Source organism: Thermasporomyces composti, assembly GCF_003386795.1.
Classification (GTDB): Bacteria; Actinomycetota; Actinomycetes; order Propionibacteriales; family Actinopolymorphaceae; genus Thermasporomyces; species Thermasporomyces composti.
In genome coordinates, this window is sequence record NZ_QTUC01000001.1 from 388,708 (window position 1) to 405,158 (window position 16,451).

A 16,451-nucleotide genomic window follows, 5' to 3' on the forward strand; every position below is an offset into this window, starting at 1 on the left:
TTGCAGCGTCGGCACCCACCCGCTGCGTCCTTCCCCTGGAGGGTTCGGTTAGCGTCACCAGTCGTGTACCGCTTCCTGCTGCGTCCGCGCTGGATCGCGCTGGTCCTCGGGGTCGCGGTGCTGGTGACCGTGTTCGTCCAGCTCGGCGACTGGCAGCTGGACCGGCGCGCTCAACGCCAGGCTCACAATGCGTTGGTCACCGTCAACAGCGAGCGACCGCCGCGCCCCGTCGAGCAGGTCCTGGCACCCGGCCGCGCGGTCCAGCCAGCCCAGGAGTGGACACGCGTCCTCGTCCGCGGTAGGTACGACGCGGACCACCAGGTCCTCGTCCGCTACCGCCCCCTCGACGGCGCGCCGGGATTCCACGTGCTCACTCCGCTGGTGCCGCGGAACGGACCGGCCGTCCTCGTCGACCGGGGATGGATTCCACGCCCCGGTGGTTCCGAGGCTGCCACGGCGCCCGCGCCGCCGTCCGGCGAGGTCACGGTGGTCGGGCGGGTGCGCCGCAGTGAAGAGGCACCCGACGGCCAAGGCCGGCCGCAGGCCGGACAGGTGCGCTTCATCGACACCGACCAGCTCGCCGCCGACCTCCCCTACCCCGTGGTCGACGGCTACGTCGAGTTGGTGGAGCAGCGTCCCGCCGCTCAAGACACGCCTCGCCCGGTGCCGCCTCCGACGCTGTCGGAGGGGCCGCACCTGGCGTATGGGCTCCAGTGGTACTTGTTCGCCGTCATCGCTGTGGTCGGTCTGGGTCTTCTGATCTACGACGAGGCCCACGGCGGTCGTCTGCGCGAGCGCCTCCGCGGCCCGGACCCACACGCGGACGCCACCCCGCCACGTGACCTCGGTGAGTCGACGGCGCCCCTTCCTCGATCCGAGAGCGGGCGGCCCTGAGGACGGTCGACGACAGGACGGCGGGTTGGCGCGGGGCCCAGGCACGCCCGGCCGGCGGCGTCACGCCCGCGCCTCGCCGAGAGCGGCGTCTGCCAGGCGAGGCAGCACCTCGCCGATCGGATCCCGCAGAACCGCGGCGGCCTTCTCGTCGTACGGCGTGGGTTGACCGTTGATGACGACGAGCCGGGCGCCCGCCTCCAACGCGACATCGCAGAGTCCGGCCGCCGGGTAGACCGTCAGAGACGTCCCGACGGCGAGGAAGAGGTCGGACTCCTCGGCCGCGCGCACCGCCTGGGCGAGCACGTCGCGGTCGAGCGGCTGACCGAACGAGATGGTGGCCGACTTTTGGATACCGCCGCAGCTCAGACAGCGCGGGTCGGGTTCGCCCGCGTCGACGCGGGCGAGAACGTCGGCCATGGGCGTCCGCAGTCCGCACTCCAGGCAGACCGCCCACCACACCGTGCCGTGGAGCTCCACCACCCTCGTGGAGCCGGCCTTTTGGTGGAGGCCGTCGATGTTCTGAGTCACGACGGTGTGGATGAGCCCGGCCCGTTCCAGGCGCACCAGAGCCTCGTGGGCCCGGTTGGGCCGTGCCGTCCACGCCGGGTGGTCGCGGCGAGACTTCCAGGCTTCGACCCGCACGGCCGGGTCGGCGAGGTAGTCGGCGATGTTGGACAGCCGTTCGGCGGCCGGGTTCGTCGTCCACACACCGCGCGGCCCGCGGAAATCCGGGATACCGGAGTCGGTGGAGATCCCCGCGCCGGTCAGCACTGTCACGGTCCGTGCGTCGCGCAGCCAGACCGCCACCTGGTCGGTCCTGTCCCGATCGACCGTGCCCCGATCGGTCGAGCCCTGGCTGGTCGAACGCTGGTTGATCGAGTCCGCTCCCGCTTCGGCCATGCTCCGACAGTACGTGCCCCATGCACCAGCGAGCCCCGTGCACCAGCGAGCGCGACCCCGGGCGACGTCGTGGACCCGAGGGTCGTGGTCACGTCGCCGCGTCACGGCGACGCGATCCTTCGCGGACGCCCACGTGCCGTCGCTCTGCGTGACGGAATCGTCCGAAGACGCCTCGTCCTTCGGCATTTTTGCGGCACCATTACCGTGTCCGCATGCAAAGCGTGACCACCATGGGGCAGGATGGGCCACCGTGGATCTTGGGGTGCGGGACCGAGTTTTCCTGTTGAGTGGAGCGAGCCGCGGGCTGGGCCGGGCAACCGCCGAGGTTCTCGTGGCCGAGGGAGCCTACGTGGTGATCTCCGCCCGAGACGAGGACGCCGTGCAGCGCACCGCCGCCAGCCTGGGCACCGCGCGGGCTGTCGGCGTGGCCGCGGACAACGCCGACCCCGCGTCGGCTGAGCGTTTGGTGGCCACTGCCATGGCCAAGTGGGGTCGTCTCGACGGCGCGCTCATCAGCGTCGGCGGGCCGCCGGCGGGATCCGCGATGGACACCGACGAGGACGAGTGGCGGCGAGCCTTCGAGTCGATCTACCTCGGCACGTTGCGGCTCTGCCGAGCGGTGGCCGCGGCGTGTCGCGACGGCGGCTCGATCGCCTTCGTGCTCTCGAGCTCCGTCCGGTCCCCGATCGCCAACCTCGCGATCTCCAACGGGCTCCGTCCTGGGCTCGCCGGTCTAGCGAAGACCTTCGCCGACGAGCTGGGCCCTGCCGGTGTGCGGGTCAACAGCCTGTTGCCCGGATCGTTCGACACCGAGCGCACCCGAGAGCTCGCGGCCCAGTCGGGCGACCCGGAGGCGTACCGCCGTCGACGCGAAGCCGAGATCCCCCTTCGACGTTTCGGCTCACCCGCGGAGTTCGGCCGGGTCGCGGCCTTCATCCTGTCCCCAGTCGCCTCGTACGTCACCGGCACCACCATCGCCATCGACGGCGGCGCCCTCCGGGCGATCTGACTGCTCACCGAGCCACGCCTGGCGGGGTACACGCCCGTCGCCGCCATCGGCGTGACCGTCCCGCTCGCGAGCGGCGAACTGCGTCCGGTACAGGTCGGCGTAGAGGCCTCCGGCGGCCAGCAGGTCCTCGTGGGTGCCGCGCTCCACGATGCGCCCGTCGTCGAGGACGAGGATGAGGTCGGCGTCCCGGACCGTCGAGAGCCGGTGCGCGATCACGATGGACGTGCGGCCTCGCAGCGCGGTGGACAGCGCCTTCTGCACGGCCGCCTCCGACTCGGAGTCCAGGTGAGCGGTGGCCTCGTCCAAGACGACGATGCGCGGTGCCTTGAGCAGCAGCCGAGCGATGGCGAGCCGCTGCTTCTCCCCACCGGACAGTCGGTAGCCACGCTCACCGACCACGGTGTCCAACCCGTCCGCGAGGCTGTCCACCAGGTCCGCGATCTGGGCGCCTTCCAGGGCCCGATAGAGCTCCTCCTCGGTGGCGTCCGGCTTGGCGTAGAGCAGGTTGGCTCGGATCGTGTCGTGGAACAGGTGCGGATCCTGGGTCACCACGCCGACCGCCGACCGAAGCGACTCCACGGTCAGGTCACGGACGTCGACGCCGCCGACGAGGACCCGGCCACTCGTCACGTCGTACAGGCGGGTGACCAGGTGGGTGAGCGTGGTCTTTCCCGCGCCGGAGGGCCCCACCAGTGCCACCATCTGGCCCGGCTCGGCCGTGAACGACACGTCGTGCAGCACCTCGGTCGGAGTGGTCTGGTCAAGGACCGCGACCGTCTCCAGCGAGGCCAGCGACACCTCGTCCGCGCTCGGGTAGCGGAAGCTCACGTGCTGGAACTCCACGCGCGCAGGCGCGTCCGGGGCGAGGTCGACCGCGTCCGGGCGGTTCTTCACCAGCGGCTCGAGGTCGAGCACCTCGAAGACACGCTCGAAGCTCACCAGCGCCGTCATGACGTCGACGTGGACGTTGGACAACGCCGCGAGAGGTCCGTACAGACGGGTCAGGTAGGCGGTCATCGCCACGAGCGTGCCGACGTCCAGGACTCCGCGGACCGCCTGGACCCCGCCCCAGCCGTACACCAGGGCCACCGACAGGGACGCCACCAGCATGAGCGCGGTGAAGAACACCCGGCTGTACATGGCCTGGACCACGCCGATGTCACGCACCCGCGCAGCCCGCTCGACGAACGCCCGGTCCTCCGCTTCGTGGCGCCCGAACAGCTTGACCAGGAGGGCACCGGCCACGCCGAAGCGCTCGGTGATCATGGCGTTCATCTGGGCGTTGAGGTCGTACGACTCCCGCGTGATCGCCTGGAGCCGACGACCCACCCAGCGTGCCGGCAGCAGGAAGAAGGGCAGCATGGCCAACGCCACGACGGTGATCCGCCAGGACAGAGCCGCCATGGCGCCGATGGTGAAGGCGGCCGTGAACAGGTTCCCCACGACGTTGGACAGCGTCGAGGTGAACGCCTGCTGGGCCCCGAGCACGTCGTTGTTGAGCCGGGACACCAGCGCGCCGGTCTGGGTCCGGGTGAAGAACGCCAGCGGCATTCGCTGCAGGTGGGCGAACACCTTCGACCGCATGTCGAAGATGAGCCCTTCCCCGATCCGCGCGGAGAGGTAGCGCTGGACCAGCCCGAGCGCGGCCGACAGCACCGCGATCACGGCGACGACAAACGCCAGCGCCACGACGAGGCCGGCGTCTCGCTTGAGGACGCCCTCGTTGATGATCTGGCGGAACAGGAGCGGCGTCACCGCGCCGAGACCGGCGTCGACCGCTAACAAGAGCACCAGGCCGACCACGAAGCCGCGGTACGGCCTGGCGAAGGCGACGATCCGCCTCGTGGTCCCGGGTGCCAGGCGGCGCCGGGTGAGGGAACGGTCGCGGCTGAACGACCGCATCATCCCCCAGGCGCCGAAACCGCCGTGCATGGCCACGTGGGAGCCTCCTTGTCCGGCCAGGTCCTGGTCTACGCCCAGCACAACCCGCCGGCGAGGCCACCGCTTCCCGGCAGGGGGACGATTGTCGCACTGCCGAGCACGGTCGTCCCGCGCCGCGGCCCTCCACGTGACCTCGGGGGTCCTCAAGGCCCCAAGGTGGTCACCTCGGGGCCTTGAGAGCCAACTCGTCGGCTACGTCCGCTTCTTGGAACGGGTCGCGCCGCCCCTGCTGCGGAGCTTCACTCCGGACTCGGTCAGCAGCCGGTGCACGAACCCGTAGGACCGGCCCGTCTCCTGAGCGATGGTTCGGATGCTCTTACCTCCGTCGTACTTCTTCTTCAGGTCCGCCGCGAGCTTGTCTCGCTGCGGACCGGTGACTCGGACGCCCTTCTTCAGAGTCTCGGCCACGCCTGCCTCCCGCTGACGAGTCTGTTTGTCGCGCTCGGCACTTGGTCACCGATCCGTCCAGTTGGTGGACGAAACGGACTCACCTTCCAGTCGGCATCCGTTGCCAGATTCCGACCGGTCCGCTACTCGCCACCGAGCCGCACAGCATTCGATCACTCCAACCAATGCCCCATGATCCGCCGAACCATGCCTCCGAACCAACGGAAGATCCGCCGTGTCGGATGGAAAGTTCTTGACGCGATTGACAGATCCCGGCAATCGATCACCGACGCGGTGTTTGGTGATTCCGGTGGGTCACGCCAGCGCTACCAAATCCGCGTAATCGTCGCTCCAGAGATCTTCGACGCCATCCGGCAGGAGCAGCACACGCTCAGGCTGGAGCGCTTCGACCGCTCCCTCGTCGTGGGTGACCAGGACGATCGCTCCCCGGTAGGACCTGATCGCGCCGAGGATCTCCTCCCGGGACATGGGGTCGAGATTGTTGGTTGGCTCGTCGAGCAACAGAACGTTGGCAGTCGAACACACCAAGCACGCAAGGGCGAGCCGAGTCTTCTCTCCCCCGGATAGCACGCCGGCCGGTTTGTCGACGTCATCCCCGCTGAACAGGAAGGAGCCGAGGATCCCACGGGCTTCAATGTCGGACAAATGTGGTCCAGCCGACAACAGATTGTGTAGAACACTGCGGTCGAGATCGAGTGTTTCGTGCTCCTGGGCGTAGTAACCCAACCGCAGACCGTGTCCAGCCTCGACGACTCCGGTGTCCGGCTCCTCCACGCCTGCGAGGATCTTGAGCAAGGTTGTCTTGCCGGCGCCGTTGAGCCCCAGGACCACCACGCGACTGCCTCGATCGATCGCGAGGTCGACGTCTGTGAAGACCTCCAGCGATCCGTACGACTTGGAGAGCCCGGTGGCTGTCAATGGTGTCTTGCCGCACGGCGCGGGTTCGGGCAGACGGATGCGCGCGACCTTCTCCGGACGGCGCGGCGGCTCCACCGCCGCCAGCATCCGCTCGGCCCGGCGGGCCATGTTCTTGGCGGCGACCGCCTTGGTGGCCTTCGCGCGCATCTTCTCGGCCTGGGCGAGAAGTGCCTGCGCCTTGCGCTCGGCGTTGGCGCGCTCCCGCTTGCGGCGACGTTCGTCGGCCTCACGCTGCGTGAGGTAGGTCTTCCACCCGACGTTGTGGATGTCGAGCTCGGCCCGGTTGGCGTCCAGGTGGAAGACCCGATTGACCACGGCTTCCAGCAGGCTGACGTCGTGGCTGATCAACACGAGACCGCCCTTGAAGCCCTTGAGGAACTCCCGCAACCACGCGATGGAGTCGGCGTCGAGGTGGTTCGTCGGCTCGTCCAGCAGCAGGGTGTCGGCACCGGAGAACAGGATCCGGGCGAGCTCGATTCGACGCCGCTGCCCACCCGAGAGCGTGCCCAGCGGCTGGTTCAGCACCCGGTCCGGCAGGCCGAGGCTCCTCGTCACCTGGGCCGCCTCCGCTTCGGCCGCGTACCCGCCGCGGGCGAGGAACTCCGCCTCGACGCGGGCGTACCGTCGCATCGCCCGCTCGCTCCCACTGGCCGCCATCTCCTGCTCGCGGGCCCGGAGAGCACGCACCAGCTCATCGAGGCCACGCGCTGACAGAACCCGGTCGCGCGCTGTCACCTCGAGATCGCCGGTGCGTGGGTCTTGCGGCAGGTAGCCGACCGAGCCGCTGCGCGTGACCGTGCCGGCCGCCGGCAGGCTCTCGCCGGCGAGAACCCGTGTGAGCGTGGTCTTGCCGGCCCCGTTCCGCCCAACGAGCCCGATCTTGTCGCCTGGGGACACGCGGAAGGACGCGTTCGCGAGGAGAAGACGGGCGCCGGCTCGCAGCTCGAGATTGCTAGCGGTGATCATTCAGTAGCTCTCCGGAGTCGATCGGACACAGGGAAAGGGCGTCGGCGTTGGCTGTCCGATCAAGAGGTCCGGATGAGCATGAGGTTCAGTGTAGAGAACGGGATCTCCCAGCCGCATCCGAGGATCGGGCCGGGACGCTTCTCGGCGCCCAACCCGCATACGCTGAGCCTCGGCCATTCCGACCAGCTGCAGCCCTCGGGCCCGGTTGGCCGGCCGAGGACGCCCCTCGGCCGTTGGTCGACCGAGGACGCCGGAGCTGAGGACGCCGAAACGCAGGACTCAACGCTCAGGACCCCGAAACGGAGCCCGTCGATGCCGTCCAGCCGTCTATCCACCCGTGACCTGGCGCTCGTGGCGCTCTTCGCGGCGCTGCTGGCCGCGCTCGGGCTTCCTGGGACGTTCTACCTCTTCGGCACCGCGGTCCCCATCACCGCGCAGACGTTGGGCGTCATGCTCGCCGGGTCGATCCTCGGCGCGCGCCGCGGCTTCCTCGCGGTGGCGACGTTCGTCGTCCTGGTCCTCGCCGGACTGCCCCTGCTCGCCGGTGGGCGCGGCGGACTCGGCGTCCTCGCCGGAGCATCCGCGGGGTACTTCGTCGCGTTCCCACTCGGAGCCTGGGTCACCGGCTGGTTGACCGAGAAGGCGATGCCGCGTTACTCGACGCTCTACGGCTTCATCGCGAACGTCATCGGCGGCATCGTGGTCGTCTACGCGATCGGGATTCCCGTGCAAGCCTGGCGGACGGGGACGACCGGCGTGGTCGCCGCCGTCGTCGCCGGCCTGGTGTTCCTGCCGGGCGATCTCCTCAAGGCGGTGGTGGCGACCGCCGTCGCCAAGGGGGTGCACGCCGGCTACCCGACCCTCGCCCGCGATACCGTTCGCCACGATGGCCATCTCCCGAGACGTGATACGACGGGCGGCCGCCCAACCTGACCGGCCCGCCGTCACCGGGCCGTGCGGGCCGGTGAGCTTCGGAGAGCTCGCCGCCCGCGGCCGGGCGCGCGCCGACGAGCTGGCCGCGCGGGGCGTCGGCCCTGGGCAGCAGGTCGTCACCAGCGACGGTGACGTCGTAGCTCTCCTCGTCGACCTCCTCGCCGCCGACCTCTTGGGCGCGGCCACCGTCGTGACCGACGCCCGGTGGCCGGACTCCGTCCGAGCCGCGGCCGTCCAGGCGGCCGCGTCCGCGGCGGCACCGCACGGCGACGACGTCTGTCTCGTGGTGTTCACCTCGGGCAGCACGGGCACACCGAGGCCGGTGGCGCGCACGCGGCAGTCGTGGACGTTCAGCTTCCCAGCCTTCTCGGCGCTCACCGGGGTGGGCGACGCCGACACGGTGCTGATTCCCGGCGGGCTGTCGTCCAGCCTGTTCCTCTTCGGCGCGCTGCACGCCCTCACCATGGGGGCGGCCATCCATCCGCTCCCCCGGTGGTCGCCCGAGGCGGCCGCCGACGCCTGCCAGCACTGCACGGCGGTCCACGCGGTCCCGGCGATGCTCGCGGCGCTGGCCGACCGTCTCGAGCCGGCCAGGAGCAGACTGCGGACCGCCGTCTGTGGTGGGGCCCACCTCAGGCAGGACGTCGACGCCGCCCTTCGCCGTGCCGGTGTGACCGTGGTCGACTACTACGGAGCCGCCGAGCTGTCGTTCGTGGCGATCCGGCGGCCGGGCGCACCCGCCGGAGTCATGCGACCGTTCCCGAACGTCGAGGTCGACATCCGCGACGGCGTGATCTGGGCACGCAGCCCGTACCTCGCACTGAGCGTGGAGCGTGACCACGCTGGCTTCGCCACCGTCGGTGACCTCGGCGTCCGTCGCGACGATGGCACTCTCACCGTCGCGGGCCGCGCCGACGGCGTCATCACCACCGGTGGGTCCACGATCATCCCCGAGGCGGTCGAGGAGGTCCTGCGCCACGCACCGAACGTCGCCGACGTGGCGGTCGTCGGACGAGCGCACGACACGCTGGGCGAGGTCGTCGTCGCGGTCGTGGAACCAGGTGACGACGGCGTCGCGCTCCACGACCTGCGCAGGAACCTCCGCGCATGGGCGGCGGAGCACCTCACCCCCGCGGAGCGACCACGGGTGTGGTACGCCGTCGACCGGCTCCCGCGGACCGCCTCGGGCAAGGTCGCCCGGGCTCAGGTCGTCGCCGGGCTGGCGGACGGAACTCTCAGCGCGCGGACCCTGTCGTGATCGCCACCAAGCCCCATCCACGCACACCGGTCATCGTCGCCGCACGGCGCACCGCGATCGGCACCGCCGGCCGGGCATTGGCCGACGTCCCGGTCGAGCGACTCGCCGCGCCGGTCCTCCGGGCGCTGCTGGACGACCTCGCCGCACGACCGGCGGAGGCGAGCAAGGACCGGCTCCCCCCGGTCGCCGACGTCATCCTCGGAAACTGCATGGGACCGGGCGGCAATGTCGCGCGGGTGGCCACGTTGGCTGCTGGGCTGGGCCCGGACGTACCGGGGCTGACCCTCGACCGGCAGTGCGGCAGCGGTCTCGAGGCCATCACGCTCGCCGGCAGTCTCGTCCTCGCCGGCCGGGGCGACCTCTATCTCGCCGGCGGGGCGGAGAGCGCCTCCACCGCCCCGATCCGCGCGTGGCGCCCGAAGCGACCCGGCGACCCGCCGCGTCCGTACGAGCGGGCGCCATTCGCGCCACCCCCCTACACCGATCCGGACATGGGCGTCGCCGCCGACCGAGTAGCCCAGGAGGCGGGCGTGAGCCGAGCGCGGCAGGACGCTTACGCCGCCCGCAGCCACGCTCGGGCCGTCGCCGCCATCGAGGCGAAGCGCTTCGCGCGCGAGATCGTCCTCCTGGGCGGCGTCGACCGGGACGAGCGTCCCCGCGCCGGGCTGACCCCCGAACGCCTCGCCCGGCTGCGTCCGGCGTACGTGCCCGAGGCGGAAGGCGGAACCGTCACCGCGGGCAACTCGTGCGGCGTCAACGACGGAGCCGCGGCGGTCGCCGTCGTCCCCGACCACGTTCGGGTGGACCACGGGTGGCCCGGCCTCGCCCTCCTCGACTGGGAATGCGCCGGCAGCGACCCTGACCGACCAGGTCTCGGGATGGTCCCAGCGGTTCGCCGGCTGCTCGCCCGCACCGGGCTCCAGCTCGACGACATCGGCGCGATCGAGCTGGTGGAGGCGTTCGCCGGTCAAGTGCTGGCCTGTGCCGACGCGCTCGGCCTCGATCCAGACCGGATCAGTCCCGACGGGGGGACCCTGGCCCTCGGCCACCCGTGGGGCGCGAGCGGGGCCCTCCTGCTCGTGCGGCTCTTCAGCCGGATGGTTCGCGAGGACGGGCCGGACCTGGGCTTGGCGGCCGTCTCCATCGGCGGCGGGATGGGTGTCGCCGCCCTCGTGCGGAAGGTTCCTGAGCCGTGATCCGAGTGCGCGAGGTCACCCACCGCTACGGTGACCGGGTCGTCTTGGACTCGATCGACGTCGAGCTCACCGAGCGCCGCATCGGCATCGTCGGAGCGAACGGCTCGGGGAAGTCGACCTTCGCCCGGCTGCTCAATGGCCTGGTCATCCCGACACACGGCCGCGTCGAGGTGGACGGGTTCGACACCAGGACGCACGGGCGCGAAGTCCGACGACGCGTGGGGTTCGTCTTCACCGACCCGGAGGCCCAGGTCGTCATGCCCACCGTGGCCGAGGACGTGGCGCTCGGGCTCCGGCGACTCGGCCTTCCCCGCGCCGAGGTCGCCCAACGGGTTTCGCAGACGCTCACCCGCTTCGGGCTGGCCGAGTACGCGGACCACCCGGCTCACCTGCTGTCGGGCGGCCAGCTCCAGCTGCTCGCCCTGGCCAGCGTGCTGGTCACCGAGCCACGGACCCTCGTCTGCGACGAGCCGACCACGCTCCTCGACCTGCGCAACGCCCGAATGGTCACCGAGCTGCTGGCGAGCCTCCCCCAACAGGTCATCCTGGTCACCCACCACCTCGACCTGCTCGCCGGCTTCGAGCGCGTCCTCGTCCTGCACGAAGGGCGCGTCGTCGCCGACGCCGGCGCGAGCGAGGCGGTGGCGTTCTACCGGAGGCTTGTGGCGTGAGCCTGTCGACGCACGTTCACCTCGGCCTCTACCAGCCCGGCTCGTCCCCCGTGCACCGCATGCCGGCTGGGATCAAGCTGGTGGCGCTCGCCGTCGTCGCAGTTGGGATCCTCCAGGTCTCTCGCCTGGCCACGCTCGGGCTCGTCGCGGCGGCCACGGTGTTGCTCACCGCGGTCGCCCGCGTACCGTGGCGGGTGGCCCTGGCGCAGGTGAGACCGGTGTGCTGGGTCGCCGCGCCGCTCCTGGTCTTCCAGTGGGTGACCGCCGGCCCGGACCAAGCGCTGCTCGTCGTGGGGCAGCTGCTCATCCTCGTCGCGCTCGCCGCACTGGTCACGCTCACGACTCGGGTGTCGGCCATGCTCGACGCCATCGAGGCGGCGGCTCGCCCGCTCGTCCGCCTCGGGATCAACCCCACCCGGGTGGCGCTCGTCCTCGCGCTCACCGTGCGCTGTGTGCCGCTGGTCGCGCGTTGCTACGCCGAGGCACGGGAGGCCCAGAAGGCCCGTGGTCTGGACAACCGCCCCTCGGCGCTCGTCGTCCCCCTGGTCATCCGGCTGGTGAAGAAGGCCGACGCGATCGGGGCCGCGCTGGCCGCCCGAGGCGTGGACGACTGAGCCGGGACGCTCCCGTCCGAGCATCGGCCGTCGCCGTCGTCGCCAACGACCAACCCACGCCTGCGACGGCAGACGCCCGAGGACGGCGCCGCTCAGAGGCGGCGGTACATGATGTGCAGCCCGACGTACCCCTTCTCCGGATGGTGGAACGCCTCGGGGACGGTGCCGATGATCTCGAAGCCGAGCGAGCGCCACAGGGCGACCGCCCGCGTGTTGGTCTCCACCACCGCGTTGAACTGCATCGCCCGGTAGCCCTCGGCCCGGGCGAGCTCCAGGACGTGTTCGGCCAGCCGACGCCCGATGCCACGGCCAGCGTGCCGGGGGTCGACCATGAAGCTGGCGTTCGCGACGTGGGACCCGGGCCCGGCCTGGTTGGGCTGGAACTTCGCGGTGCCGACGACCTCGTCCCCGTCGAGGGCGACGACCGTCCGCACCGGGGGACCCGGCATCCACAGCTCACGAGCGCGCTCCTCCGGCGTGTCCGGGTCCCACGTGTAGGTGTCTCCCGCCGCCACGATGGCCCGCAGGAAGGGCCAAATCCGCGGCCAGTGCGCGGGTTCGGCGTCCCTGATCTGCATAGCACTAAGCATGTCGCATCCGGGCGATCGCGCGCGCCACACACCGGCGTCAGTGAACCGGCGGCTCGGCCGCGGCCACCTGCGCGGCCACGCGTTGCTTGGTGGCCCCGAGGAGCTCTGAGATCTCCCACGCGGCCGCGGCGACCCTCGGGCCGAGCTCCTCCATGCGCTCCTCAGGCATGCGCACCTCGGGCGCGGACACGCTCACCGACGCCACCGTGGCACCAGCGTCGTCGAAGATCGCCGAGGCGATCGTGTGGACGCCCTCGGTGCGCTCGGCATAGGAGAACGCGATGTTGTGTGCCCGAATCTCGGCCAGCTGTTTGCGCAGCAGGACGGGGTCTGTGACGGTGCGCGGCGTGGCGGCCGGGATCGGGCGAGCCAGGATCGTCTCCTGAATCGAGTACGGCAGGTGCGCGAGCATCGCTTTGCCGGGCGCGCCGAGGGGCAAGGGGATGGGAACCCCGAACTCGGTGTAGGCGCGGCGAAGTGGCTGGCGGCTCTCGACTTGGTCGATGACCGCCCGCTCGTGCGTGGGCAGGAGGACATGCAGTCCGATGGTCTCGTCGATGTCGTCCCGCAGCGTGGTCATCACCGGGAGAGCGACATCGCGCAAGGTCGCGGTGACCGTGCCGCCGCGCGCCAGCTGCAGCAGCAGCGGACCCAAGGCGTAACGGCGGTCGCTCGTCTGGCGAACGAGCCGGTTGTCCTGGAGAGCGCTGAGAAGCCGGTGGGTCGTACTCGTCGACAGGCCAGTCATCCGCGCGATCTCGCTGATCCCGAGCTCAGGGCGGTCAAGGCTGAAGCAACGAAGGATCGCGGCGGCTCGGTCGATCGACTGAACGCCCCGACGGCGCGCGCTGGGCGCGTCCGTCCCGGCCTCGCTCGCCTCGTGCGGTGCATCGGTCGTGTGTGGAGAGCTCGCGGACCCCACCCAGCCTCCTCGCCGAGCGTTCCAGATACAGGACAGTTACCCCACTTTTCGGCATCAACGGCCTCTGTGGCAAGGAGGGAAAGACGCACATGCCAGCTAGCCCCGAAGCCGACGACGACAGGTGTGGACTCGTGACCGACGACCTCGTGGTGAACCGTGACGGCGCCATCGCGACCGTCCTCCTCAACCGACCAGCCACGCACAACGCCATCACGCTGGCGATGTACACCGCCCTCCCCATGATCATGACCGATCTCGCCAGCGACCCGTCCGTCAGGGTGGTCGTCTTCCGTGGCGCCGGCACGAAGGCGTTCGCGTCCGGGGCGGACATCAGCGAGTTCGAGCGCGTGCGAGGGGACGCCGTCAGCGCACGCGCCTACAACGAGAAGGTGGCCGCGGCGGAGCGGGCGATCGAGGAGTTCCCCAAGCCCACGATCGCCATGATCCACGGCTATTGCATCGGCGGCGGTGCCGGCCTCGCTCTGGCCACCGATTTGCGTTTCGGGGACGAGCACACCGAGGTCGCCATCACGCCGGCCAAGCTCGGCCTCGTCTATGGCCTCGAGTCGACGAGACGACTGGTGGACCTGGTAGGGCCGGCGCGGGCCAAGTGGATGCTCATGTCCGGCGAGCAGATCCACGCCGAGGACGCCCTGCGTCTCGGACTGCTCGACGAGCTGGTGCCGGCGGACACGTTGGAGGACCGCACCTACGACTTCGCGCGGTTGCTGACCACTCGTGCGCAGTTCAGCGTCCGAGCCGCCAAGACGATGGTCAACCGGATTGTCGACGGTCAGCGCACGGACGACGAGCTGACCGCGCACCTGCGCGATTCGTGCTTCGACACCGCGGACTACCGCGAAGGGGTCCGTGCGTTCCTGGAGAAGCGACCGCCACGCTTCGGGTAGCGTGCCGCCACCGGCGCACGGGTGGGCGGGTCTCAGCTCGGCCGCCACGTCGTGACCCGACACGACGCGGTGACCGTCACGGGCGCGGGCAGACGTCGGATCCTGGCCGCCACCGTCTCCGGGTCGGTGTGCCACGCGCTCGGTCCCATGGCGACGAGAGCGCGCACGGCGTCGTGGTCCAACCGGAGGGAGACGTCGAAGCGCTCCGAGTCGGCGACGGTGAACCACCGACCGAGGCTTTCCGCGAGCCGACGTTCCTTCTCCGCGTCCACCGACAGCAAGTCGAGGCGGCTGACGAGCTCGACGAGGTGTCGCGGCTCGGGCGTCACGGTGACCAGCCGCCCGCCCCGACGAAGCACCCGCGCGAACTCCGCGGCATGACGCGGAGCGAACACGTTGAGCACCACGTCGGCTACCCCGTCCCCGAGCGGCAGGTCTCGCCACAGGTCCGCGCGGACCGCGCCGATGGCCGGGTGCGCCCGAGCCGCCCGGCGCAGCGCGTACGCGGAGGAGTCGATCGCGATACCCAGGCCGGGTGTCCGCTCGAGGACGGCCGCCAGGTAGTAGCCCGTGCCCGCGCCGGCGTCCACCACGACGTCACCGCCGGCGCGCGCGGCGACGGCCTCCGCCAGCCACCGGTAGTGCCCTGCGGCGAGGAACGCCTCCCGGGCGGCGACCATCGTCGACGAGTCTCCTGGTAGCCCTTTGCCGCGTCCCCTGCCTCTGAGCAAGGTCACGTACCCGTGTCGGGCGATGTCGAAGCTGTGCCCACCGCCGCAGCGCAGCGACCGGCCGCGCGCCGCCAGTTGTCGACCGCACACCGGACAGCGCAGCAGGTGGACGACGTCGAGCAGTCCCATCACGCCTGCGTCCGCGCCACATCAGCCAGGCTCATGGTCGGCATGATCGGTGGTGACCACGAGGCGGCCACCATCGGGGTACCGCCATGGCGGCACGCATCGACGTCCTCCAGCTTGTCCGCTGGCACGAGCACGCGCCTCGACCGCCGCTCACACCCCGCTGTGGCGCCTGGTCAACCGGTCTCCCCCGTCGCGTGATGGTGAGCCGCGCCCAGAGGTTTGGACTCCGGAGACCCGCGTTCCCGCAGGTAGATCGCGAGCACCGCCATGGAGACCAGTGCGAGCAGCTCCGACTGCCAGTTCTGGAGGGTGCGACTCCAGAAGTCCGGTGAGCCGAGGTACTCGTGCCAGGTCAGCGGCGGCTCGAGCTGGCTCAGCTGCTCCTCGTTGTAGGCCACGACGCCGGTGATCGACTGCGCGAACCAGGAGGCGAGGAAGATCGAGCCCATCGCGAGCGACAGCGAGTGCGAGTACACGCCCAGCCGGAATCCGCGGAGGCGAGCCCAGCGGGGTGAGTCCGGACCCGCGTACGGCCCGGCGCGCTGCTGTTCATCGGAACCGGGACCGGCCGCGTCAACCGGCTTGGACTCCGGGGAGCCACGCTGGACGAGCCACACCGTGCCGTAGATGTAGAGGAAGAACTGCAGGTACTCCGACTGCCAGTTCTCCGTCACGTCCACACCGAAGTCCGACGAGGTGAGGTACTGCCACAGCGACACCGGCTCCAGCCCGGCCGCCAGCTGCTGTTGGTTGAGGAGAGCATGCCCGGCGACAGCCTGCCCGCCGAGCGCCGCGAGGAAGGCGGCACCGAACACGATCGTCAGCGAGTTCTCGCGGAAGGCCCTGCGTAGCACGGTCACCTACCTGTGGAGGAGTCCGAGGACGACGACGTACGCCAGTCCCCCGACGAGAAGGAGGACAAGGCCGGTGAACGTGGCTCGCACGGTGGCTCACCGTCCAGAAATCACACAGTCGTACGGCTGGTCGCCGCGGTAGACACAGCCGGCGGCGGTGATCCTCCATCCCGCCGAGAAGCTCGCGAGGAAGACGGTGTCACCGGCGAACACCACCCGTGCCTGGTCGCCGTAGACGTCCACGGTGTCGACGTGGTGTCCATGGGTGGGCACGTCCGCGTCGGCGAGGGCGCGATCACACGGGAGATCGGCCGACCGCTCCAGCTCCCGACGCGTCTGGGGCGCCAGCAACCCGCAGGCGACCGCGGCGTTCCCGGCCGCGACGGCGGATCGGAACTGTCGAGCGACCGCAGTGACAGCCGCCTCACGCCGAGAGAGCGAGCCACATCCCGTCAGCGCGGCGATGAGGCAACCGGCCAAAGCCGCCCGGGCGATGATTGGTCGCGCTCTGGAGCGGGCAAGATCGCGAACCACGCCTCCAGCCATACCCTTCGGCTGCGGTGGGCATGCGTCCCGTGAGCGAGCCGCGAGCCCGCGGCCAGCTCGTCT

Annotated in this window: 17 protein-coding genes; 8 read left to right on the forward strand and 9 right to left on the reverse strand. The window is 70.7% G+C overall.

The annotated features are described in order from the left end of the window. Nucleotides 1-63 precede the first annotated feature (63 nt). The gene (locus tag DFJ64_RS01705) at nt 64-894 is read left to right on the forward strand and encodes an SURF1 family cytochrome oxidase biogenesis protein (protein ID WP_170152466.1); all 831 of its coding nucleotides are present in this window, start codon (nt 64-66) and stop codon (nt 892-894) included. 60 nt (nt 895-954) lie between these two features. Here DFJ64_RS01705 and DFJ64_RS01710 read toward each other — a convergent pair whose 3' ends face one another. Beyond that, entirely contained in the window at nt 955-1,794 is an 840-nt protein-coding gene (locus tag DFJ64_RS01710) for an SIR2 family NAD-dependent protein deacylase (protein ID WP_115851740.1), read from the reverse strand. Between the two features lie 262 nt (nt 1,795-2,056). On the opposite strand from DFJ64_RS01710, the gene DFJ64_RS01715 reads away from it, so the two are divergent. After that, nucleotides 2,057-2,803, forward strand: a complete 747-nt coding sequence (locus DFJ64_RS01715; protein ID WP_245940898.1) for an SDR family oxidoreductase — start codon at nt 2,057-2,059, stop codon at nt 2,801-2,803. On the opposite strand, the gene DFJ64_RS01720 is transcribed toward DFJ64_RS01715, so the two are convergent. The 3 genes from DFJ64_RS01720 to DFJ64_RS01730 all read right to left on the reverse strand — a co-directional run bounded on the left by DFJ64_RS01720 (nt 2,696) and on the right by DFJ64_RS01730 (nt 7,036). Continuing rightward, nucleotides 2,696-4,735, reverse strand: a complete 2,040-nt coding sequence (locus tag DFJ64_RS01720; RefSeq protein WP_211310695.1) for an ABC transporter ATP-binding protein — start codon at nt 4,733-4,735, stop codon at nt 2,696-2,698. The two genes, DFJ64_RS01715 and DFJ64_RS01720, sit on opposite strands and share 108 nt — an antisense overlap. 201 nt (nt 4,736-4,936) lie before the next feature. After that, nucleotides 4,937-5,152, reverse strand: coding sequence for a helix-turn-helix domain-containing protein (locus tag DFJ64_RS01725; RefSeq protein WP_115848845.1), 216 nt, complete (start codon nt 5,150-5,152; stop codon nt 4,937-4,939). Nucleotides 5,153-5,446: 294 nt separating this feature from the next. Then, complete coding sequence (locus tag DFJ64_RS01730; protein WP_115848846.1) at nt 5,447-7,036, reverse strand: ABC-F family ATP-binding cassette domain-containing protein; 1,590 nt, start codon at nt 7,034-7,036, stop codon at nt 5,447-5,449. Nucleotides 7,037-7,348: 312 nt separating this feature from the next. Between DFJ64_RS01730 and DFJ64_RS01735 the strand changes: the two genes are divergently transcribed. Genes DFJ64_RS01735 through DFJ64_RS01755 form a run of 5 tightly spaced genes read left to right on the forward strand, consistent with a single transcriptional unit; the run spans nt 7,349 to nt 11,708 of the window. After that, nucleotides 7,349-7,969 (forward strand): biotin transporter BioY, encoded by a 621-nt coding sequence (locus DFJ64_RS01735; protein WP_115848847.1) that lies wholly within the window; start codon nt 7,349-7,351, stop codon nt 7,967-7,969. Beyond that, nucleotides 7,923-9,227 (forward strand): class I adenylate-forming enzyme family protein, encoded by a 1,305-nt coding sequence (locus tag DFJ64_RS01740; RefSeq protein WP_115848848.1) that lies wholly within the window; start codon nt 7,923-7,925, stop codon nt 9,225-9,227. The genes DFJ64_RS01735 and DFJ64_RS01740 overlap by 47 nt, the downstream gene beginning before the upstream one ends. After that, nucleotides 9,224-10,423, forward strand: coding sequence for a thiolase family protein (locus DFJ64_RS01745; protein ID WP_170152447.1), 1,200 nt, complete (start codon nt 9,224-9,226; stop codon nt 10,421-10,423). Before DFJ64_RS01740 ends, DFJ64_RS01745 begins: the two co-directional genes overlap by 4 nt. Continuing rightward, nucleotides 10,420-11,094 (forward strand): energy-coupling factor ABC transporter ATP-binding protein, encoded by a 675-nt coding sequence (locus DFJ64_RS01750; RefSeq protein WP_115848850.1) that lies wholly within the window; start codon nt 10,420-10,422, stop codon nt 11,092-11,094. The genes DFJ64_RS01745 and DFJ64_RS01750 overlap by 4 nt, the downstream gene beginning before the upstream one ends. Then, on the forward strand, nt 11,091-11,708 hold the full coding sequence (locus DFJ64_RS01755; RefSeq protein ID WP_245940899.1) for an energy-coupling factor transporter transmembrane component T family protein: 618 nt from the start codon (nt 11,091-11,093) through the stop codon (nt 11,706-11,708). The genes DFJ64_RS01750 and DFJ64_RS01755 overlap by 4 nt, the downstream gene beginning before the upstream one ends. Before the next feature lie 92 nt (nt 11,709-11,800). On the opposite strand, the gene DFJ64_RS01760 is transcribed toward DFJ64_RS01755, so the two are convergent. Together DFJ64_RS01760 and DFJ64_RS01765 are read right to left on the reverse strand one after the other, a co-directional pair. Further along, a complete protein-coding gene (locus DFJ64_RS01760) occupies nt 11,801-12,286 on the reverse strand; it encodes a GNAT family N-acetyltransferase (RefSeq protein ID WP_211310459.1) in 486 nt (161 codons plus the stop codon). A gap of 49 nt (nt 12,287-12,335) precedes the next feature. Beyond that, nucleotides 12,336-13,220, reverse strand: coding sequence for an IclR family transcriptional regulator (locus tag DFJ64_RS01765; protein WP_115848852.1), 885 nt, complete (start codon nt 13,218-13,220; stop codon nt 12,336-12,338). Between the two features lie 89 nt (nt 13,221-13,309). On the opposite strand from DFJ64_RS01765, the gene DFJ64_RS01770 reads away from it, so the two are divergent. Next, a complete protein-coding gene (locus DFJ64_RS01770) occupies nt 13,310-14,128 on the forward strand; it encodes an enoyl-CoA hydratase-related protein (RefSeq protein ID WP_245940900.1) in 819 nt (272 codons plus the stop codon). A 32-nt stretch (nt 14,129-14,160) separates the two neighbouring features. Here the strand turns inward: DFJ64_RS01770 and DFJ64_RS01775 are convergent, their stop codons facing one another. The 3 genes from DFJ64_RS01775 to DFJ64_RS01785 form a co-directional block, all read right to left on the reverse strand. Continuing rightward, entirely contained in the window at nt 14,161-14,988 is an 828-nt protein-coding gene (locus DFJ64_RS01775) for a putative RNA methyltransferase (RefSeq protein WP_115848854.1), read from the reverse strand. A gap of 173 nt (nt 14,989-15,161) precedes the next feature. Next, nucleotides 15,162-15,848, reverse strand: coding sequence for a DUF6766 family protein (locus tag DFJ64_RS01780; RefSeq protein ID WP_245940901.1), 687 nt, complete (start codon nt 15,846-15,848; stop codon nt 15,162-15,164). A 90-nt stretch (nt 15,849-15,938) separates the two neighbouring features. After that, nucleotides 15,939-16,376: a hypothetical protein gene (locus DFJ64_RS01785; protein WP_211310460.1), complete on the reverse strand. Its 438-nt coding sequence runs from the start codon at nt 16,374-16,376 to the stop codon at nt 15,939-15,941. Nucleotides 16,377-16,451: the final 75 nt, after the last annotated feature.